This is a genomic window from Intrasporangium sp., assembly GCF_035280925.1.
GTDB lineage: Bacteria > Actinomycetota > Actinomycetes > Actinomycetales > Dermatophilaceae > Intrasporangium.
This window is the reverse complement of sequence record NZ_DATEEY010000159.1, coordinates 1-7270: the sequence shown is the minus strand read 5'-3', so window position 1 is coordinate 7270 and position 7270 is coordinate 1. Positions and strand designations below refer to the sequence as shown.

4 protein-coding genes are annotated in these 7270 nt (G+C 69.5%); 3 read left to right on the top strand and 1 reads right to left on the bottom strand.

Annotation, left to right across the window (positions count from 1 at the left end):
* A partial coding sequence (locus tag VJN29_RS14695) for a GH92 family glycosyl hydrolase (protein WP_414654381.1) occupies positions 1 to 3399 on the bottom strand: 3399 nt, incomplete at its 3' end.
* Positions 3400 to 3650: 251 nt separating this feature from the next.
* Here VJN29_RS14695 and VJN29_RS14690 point away from each other — a divergent pair.
* The 3 genes from VJN29_RS14690 (at position 3651) to VJN29_RS14680 (ending at position 7193) form a co-directional block, all read left to right on the top strand.
* Positions 3651 to 4706, top strand: coding sequence for a LacI family DNA-binding transcriptional regulator (locus VJN29_RS14690; protein ID WP_324144379.1), 1056 nt, complete (start codon positions 3651 to 3653; stop codon positions 4704 to 4706).
* Positions 4703 to 5812 (top strand): phosphoheptose isomerase, encoded by a 1110-nt coding sequence (locus VJN29_RS14685; RefSeq protein WP_324144378.1) that lies wholly within the window; start codon positions 4703 to 4705, stop codon positions 5810 to 5812. Before VJN29_RS14690 ends, VJN29_RS14685 begins: the two co-directional genes overlap by 4 nt.
* Before the next feature lie 73 nt (positions 5813 to 5885).
* Positions 5886 to 7193 carry an ABC transporter substrate-binding protein gene (locus tag VJN29_RS14680; RefSeq protein WP_324144377.1) on the top strand — a complete coding sequence of 436 codons (1308 nt, stop codon included), beginning with the start codon at positions 5886 to 5888 and terminating at the stop codon, positions 7191 to 7193.
* Positions 7194 to 7270: the final 77 nt, after the last annotated feature.

Genomic DNA, 7270 nt, shown 5'->3' with positions numbered 1-7270 from the left:
GGCGGACTGGTTGATCGAGACGCTCTTGTGCTTGTTGCCGTTGACGGTGACGCCCTGGATGTACAGGTTCGTCTCGGAGTTGCCGGGGGCACTGACCACGAGGTCGCCCTGCGTGCGGTGCACCGTCATCCGTTCGAACTTCGGCGAGCCGATCGCCCACTCCGGCGACCCGACCTGCAGCGGGTAGATCCCGAGCGCCGACAGGACGTACCACGCCGACATCTCGCCGTTGTCCTCGTCGCCGGGGTAGCCCTGGCCGATGTCCGACCCGACGTAGAGCCGGCGCATGATCTCGCGGACCTTCTCGGCCGTCTTCCACTGCTGTCCGGTCCAGACGTACATGTAGGGGATGTGGTGGCTGACCTGGTTGCTCTGGCCGAGCTGCCCCATCCTGACATCGCGCGCTTCGAGCATCTCGTGGATGGTGCCACCGTACGAGCCCGGCTTGGTGGCCGTCTCAGGCGTCGCGAAGAACTCGTCGAGCTTGTCGGCGAGGGCCGCGCGGCCGCCGTACAGGTTCGCCAGCCCGTTGCCGTCCTGCGGTGCATGGAAGGCGAAGTTCCAGCCGTTCGTCTCCGTGAAGTCGCCCCCCCAGACCTCAGGGTCGAAGGTCGAAGGGAAGCTTCCGTTGGCGGCGCGGCCCTGGAAGAAGCCGACCTTGTCGTTGAAGACGTTGACGTAGTTCGTCGCCCGGCGCAGGAAGTACTGCGACTCCTCGGTGAGCTGGGCTCGTCGCGCCTCCGGGGTCGCGGGGTCCCTGGCGAGCTGCTCGGCCATGGTCCCGATCCCGAAGTCGTTGATGAGTCCCTCGAGGCCCCACGACACGCTCTCGTGTGTGCTCGTGCTCGTGTACCCGAGGAAGATCGAGGTGTCGAGTCCCTTGCGGCCAACGGCGCTCGACGTCGGCAGGACCGTCGCGTTCTTGAGCGCCGCGTCGTAGGTGCCGAGCGGATCAGGCAGCGGGACGCCCTTGACGTAGGCGTCGGCGAAGGACACGTCGGAGCTCGTGCCGGTCATGAGGTCGGCGTAACCCGGCGACGACCACCGCGCGACCCAGCCGCCGTCCCGGTACTGCTGGACGAAGCCGTCGGCGATCTCCGCCGCGACCTCCGGATAGAGCAGCGAGTACGCCGGCCAGACGGTGCGGTAGGTGTCCCAGAACCCGTTGTTGACGTACAGCTTGCCGTTCTTGACGACGGCGTTGGTCTGGGTCGGCGTCGCGGCGCCGGACTTCGGGCTCACCGGGCTCGCGTACTCGTAGCGCGGCTCGGTCGCTGAGCCGGTGTTCTCGAACTGGCTGTTGGGATAGAGGTTGAGCCGGTAGAGGTTCGAGTAGAGCGTCATCAGGTCGCTGTCGTTGGCTCCCGCGACGTCCACGACGCCGAGCCGGTCGTTCCACGCCAGCTTCGCCGCGGCCCGGACGGCGTCGAAGTCGCGCCCGTCGAGCTCGAGGGCGTGGTTGCGACGAGCCTGGTCGAGCGAGATGAACGACGTGGCCAGCTTGAGCACCACGTGGCGGTCGCTGCTGACGTCGAAGGTGGCGTAGCGGGTCCCCGAGTGTCCACCGGGTGCCGTGCCCGCCGCCCCGACCGGACGGTCGAACGTGCCGTAGACGAACATCCGGCTTCGCCCCGCGGACAGGCCGCTGCCGTTGTCGACCCAACCGGTGAGCTCGGTCGAGCCCGCCGCAACGGTGAAGGCGCCGCTGTTGTCGACGGTGTCGACCACGAGGTGGCCGGCCGAGGCCGACTCGGGGAAGGTGAACCGGAGGGCACCGCCGTGGTCCGCCGGGGCCGTCTCGGCGCGGATGCCGCTCGCGTCGGCGCCCCCGGCCAGCTCGACCTTGTAGTAGTCGGGCCGGGCAACTTCGCTCGCGTGGTCGAAGGCGAGTCCGCGGCCCGAAGCGGAGCCCGTCGGCACGCCAGCCGCGAGGGACGGCATGACGGACAGCTGGTTGCGGTCGCCCATCCAGGGGCTCGGTTCGTGCGAGATGGCGAGCCCTTGCAGCACAGGCAGGTTCGCCGAGCTGTTCTGGGCCTGGTAGTGGTACTCCCACGAGCTGGAGTTGGCGTCCGTCGCTGGTGTGAAGAACGTGAAACCGTTCGGGACGGCGCTGATCGGCAGGTTGTTGCCGCGCGAGAAGGACCCGGACGAGTTCGTGCCGCGGCGGACGTCGACGTAGCTGGTCAAGTCGGAGCGGTCGATGGCTGCCGGCTGCGGGACGATGGTCAGGTCGTCGATCCAGCCGCCGAACCGCGTCTCCTCCGTCGCTTCCGGGTTGTCATACCCGACGAGGATCCGGTCGATGGTCTTGCCGGCGGCGACGCGTCCCACGTCCAGCGTGACCGAGTTCCACTGGTGCGCATAGAGGATCTTCCCGCGGCCCTGGCCAGCGGGACTCGCCGCGACCTCGTGCACGTCACGCGCGCCGAGGTCGGACAGATAGGTGCCGTCGGTGAAGCGCAGGTCGATCGCGCTGTGGGTCGAGGGGTAGCTCAGGTCTCCCGCGACCATGTCGGGGAAGACCTTGTACGCGACCTGGGTCGTCTCTGTCACGGGGACGTCGACGTCGAAGAGCCGGTTCCAGGCGTACCCTCGCCCTGCCGCGGTGTGGCCGCCGGAGTACCGCAGCGCCTTGACGCCGGTCCAGCCCACGAGCGGCTTGATGTTGAAGCCGGAGATGGGCCCGGCTCCCACGCTGGTCACCATCGGCGTCGCGTCGCCGTTGCCGGTCGAGCCGTCACCCAGGTCCCAGTCGGCCAGCTGGACGATGCCGCCGCTGTGGACCGCGGTCACGTTCAGGCGGTAGGAGCCGTATGCCGCTGGGCTCGTCACGTCGAACGTGAGCGTGGCGAACCGGCCGGGAAAGTCGATGTTCGTCCGGGTGTCGAGGGTGGTCCACGTCGTGCCGTCGTTGGAGCCCTCGAGCCGGAAGTCCTTCGGGTCGCGCTCCGGCGCGTCGTTGGCCGACGTGAGGGAGTAGCGGACCGCCCTGGCCGGCGAAGCGAGCTCGTAGCGCACCCACCCGGTCGAGGCGAAGGCCAGCCACTTCGTGTCCGGGTTGGCGTCGGCGAGGTTGGCCGCGACCTCTCCGGGGGCGTTCTGGGCACTGGCGGTAACGCCCGTGACCAACCCGAGCAGGCTGCCACCCACGGTGAAGGTCCCGGTGACGTTCCGTTGGCGGGGCCCCTCCGTCCCGACCTCGACCGTCGACACCTCGGGCTGCGGCTGCCCGTCCTCGAACGACGTGACGAAGTCGGGTGCCGGCGCGGCCGCCGCGAGTGCAGGCGGCCCCGTCACCGCGGCGGCAGGGGGCGACTCAGCGGTCACCCCGAGTGTCGAGGTGGCCACGAGCGCCATGGCCACCGTCCCCTTCAGCAGTCCAGCAGTCACGCCCATGGTTCCTCCGTGCTCATCAGTGCTCGTCGTTGAGCCCGCGCGGGTGGGTGGGACGGTCGGTATGCGCGCAAACGCGCCGATCGTCCGGCAGGGAGCCGTTGGGCCTGAGACTCGTGGTGCCGGCCTGACGCGTCAATGTTCGGGGACGGCCTTGTCCACTTCGGACAACGCATCGGACAAGGCAGCGTCATCCGGTCACGAGCAGGTCACATCTCGTTGCCCGAATGGCGCCGCTCTGCTGTCATCAGGACATGACAACGGAGTCACGTGACCGGACGACGGGCCGGCCGACAATGGCCGACATCGCCGCCGAGGCCCACGTGTCCGTCAAGACCGTCTCCCGGGTCGTCAACCATGAGCCGGGAGTCCGACCCGACACGGCTGAGCGGGTCCGCGCCGTCATCGAGCGGGTCGGCTTCCGCCGGGGCGACAGTGCTGCGACGCTCCGCCAGGGTCGTACGTTCAGCATCGGACTCGTCGTCGAGGACCTGGCGGATCCCTTCTACTCGCACATCGGCGCTGCCGTGGAGCGCGAGGCGCGGATCCATCGCTACCTGCTCGTGACCGCCTCCGCCGAGGGCTCCCCGACCCGCGAGCGCTCGGTCCTCAAGGGCTTGGTGGCACGACGCGTCGACGGGCTCATCGTCGTCCCCGCGGGCGAGACGCCGATCGCCGATCCCACGGTGATCGCCAGCCGCACCCCCGTTGTCTACCTCGACCGGCCCGTGCGCAGCGAGACACAGGTCGACACGGTCCTGTCGGACAATCTCGGCGGCATCCGGAGCGCGGTCGAGCACCTTGTCGCGCACGGGCACCGGCGGATCGGTTTCCTGGGCGACTCGGCCGACGTGTGGACCGCTCGTCAGCGGCGTGAGGGTTTCATGACGACCCACCGTGACCTCCGGCTGCCCGGGACCCCGCTCGTCTCCATGGGCCCGCACACCCCGGACACGGTTCGCACCGCCCTGACCAGATGGACAGCCGGTGCCGAACCGGTGACCGCCGTCATCACCGGCAACACGCGCGTCACCATCCCTGCCCTCACGTCGCTGCACGACTGGGCAACGCAGCTGTCCTTCGTCGCCTACGACGACTTCGAGCTGTCCGATGTCGTCGAACCGCCGGTGACCGTGGTCTTCCAGGACCCGGCGGCCATGGGACAGAAGGCCGCCCAGCAGCTCTTCGCTCGGCTCCTCGGTGACGAGGGGCCCGCCCAGACCTTCGTCCTGCCCACGAGGCTCGTCGTGCGGGCGTCCGGTGCGCCCCGCCGGCCCGGTCGAGACGTGCGGAACGTGAGCGCCTCGTGACCACCACGCCACCCACCAGCCGGACGCAGGCACCAGTCGCGCTGTCGCTGAACACCCCTCGTCGTTTCTACCGCGGTGGCGAGCGCATCCTGGTCTTCCGGGGCCTGCCGGTCCCGGACGACTTCGACGGCCACCGGCCCGAGGACTGGCTCGCTTCGACCACCCACCTGTTCGCCGAGGGCGGTGACGGGGTCACCCCGCTGGACGACGGCACGACGCTGCCGGAGGCGCTCGCGGCCGATCCGGAGGGCTGGCTCGGCGTCGGGCACGTCGCCCAGTTCGGCGTCGAGCCGCAGCTGCTGACCAAGCTGCTCGACAGCGGTGAACGGCTCCCGGTCCATTCGCACCCGGACGCCGCCTTCGCCGCCCGGCACCTCGACTGCGAGCACGGCAAGACCGAGGCCTGGCTCATCGTCGACGCCGATCCGGGTGCCACCGTCTGGGTCGGCTTCCGAGACGCTTTGCCGACCGACGAGCTCGCCGCCCTCGTCGACGCCCAGGACGAGCGCCTCTTGGCGGCGCTCAACCCGATCGAGGTCTCCCGCGGCGACGCGATCCTCGTGCCGGCCGGGCAGCCGCACGCCATCGGCGAAGGCGTCCTGCTCGTCGAGCTCCAGGAACCCACCGACTTCTCCGTCATGCTCGAGCACGAGCGGTTCGGCCTCGACCTGGAGCACGCCTTCCTCGGGCTGCCGCGGCGCACCGCGCTGGCGAGCGTGGCCAGCGACGCCCTCCCGCCCGCCGGAGTCGCCGCCCTGCGGCGCCGTTGGACCGACATCCGGGGAGTCGGTCCGGCCCTCCCCGCCGAGGCGGAGCAGTTCTTCCGGGCGCAGGTCGTCCGGCTGAACGGTGACGATTCCGTCGTCGTCGATCGGGGGTTCGCCGTCACCGTCGTCGTCGAGGGCCGGGGCACCCTCACGACTGGGGCCGGCGTCTCGCCGCTCGACATCGCCGCCGGCGATGTCCTGCTCATCCCCCACGGTGCGGGCGATGTCCGCATCGCGGGCGACGTCACGGTCCTTCGCTGCCTGCCGCCCACACCCGTGGGGCGGCCGGCTCCGCCGAGCGACCCACCGCCCACTGACCGCGCGAGCGGACCCAGCTGAAACACCCGCCCGGGTCCCGGGCACACGACAGCCGTCGGCCACGAGGCACAGGCGGCAGGAACGAGGAGGATCAATGCGCAACAGGTTTGTTGCAACGGTGGCCATCGCGGCGGTCGCCGCACTCGGCCTCGCCGCGTGCGGCTCGTCGAACGAGACCCCAGAGGCCGGGGCTCCCAACACGTCGCTCGCAACGACGGCCGGGGGCGCCGGTGGCGAGGTGGGCGTCTTCACGTGGTGGGCGGCCGGCTCCGAGAAGGCCGGTCTCGACGCGCTCGAGAAGCTGTTCAAGGAGAAGTACCCGAACGACACGTTCGTCAACCTTGCGGTCGCAGGCGGCGCGGGGTCCAACGCCAAGGCGAAGCTCGCGTCGGACCTGCAGAACAACCAGCCCCCGGACTCGTTCCAGGGTCACGCAGGAGCCGAGCTCGCCGACTACATCGACAACGACCAGATCGTCCCGGTCAACGACGTCATCACCGCGCTGGGTGGCGAGAGCGTCTTCCCCAAGAACCTGCTCGACCGCCTCACCGTCGACGGCAACATCTACTCGGTCCCGTCCAACATCCACCGCGCCAACGTCGTGTGGGCCAATACCGCTGTCCTCGAGAAGGCCGGCGTCACCGCCGTCCCGAAGGACATCAAGGCCTGGATGGCCGACATGGACAAGGTGAAGGCGTCCGGCGTCGCCACCCCGCTCTCCGTCGCCGGCTCGTGGACCCAGCTGCAGCTCTTCGAGACCGTGCTCATCTCGGATCTCGGACCCGAGAAGTACAGCGGCCTGTTCGACGGGTCGACGAAGTGGGACTCGGCCGAGGTCAAGGCCGCCGCTGCTGACTACAAGAAGCTGCTGACCTACGCCAACACCGCCTCCGACGGCGATGACTGGCCGGTCGCCACCGACATGGTCATCGAGGGCAAGGCCGCCTACAACGTCATGGGCGACTGGGCCGTGGCGGAGTTCGCAGCGAAGGGCAAGAAGGAGCAGACGGACTACCAGTACTTCGCGGTCCCCGGGCAGGACGGCGTCTTCGACTTCCTCGCCGACTCCTTCACCCTCCCCAAGGGCGCGAAGAACCCCGGCGGCACGAAGGACTGGCTCATGCTCATCGGCTCGGCCGAAGGCCAGAAGGCCTTCAACCTCGCCAAGGGCTCGATCCCGGCTCGCACGGACGTCCCGCCGACGGACTTCCCGCCCTACCAGCAGTCCGCGATGGAGGCGTTCAAGTCGAACACGATCGTCTCGTCGATCGCCCACGGCGCGGCTGTGTCCCTGGCGTGGAACGCTGACATGACCACCGCGATCAGCAAGTTCTACACGACCAAGGACGACGCGACGCTCGTCACCGACCTCGCCGCGGCGGCGGCGAAGTACGTCGGCTGAGTCTGACTCAGCCCCAAGGGAAATGACCGTATGCCGCTGAGCCGGCTCAGCGGCATACGGTCATTTCCCTTGGGGCT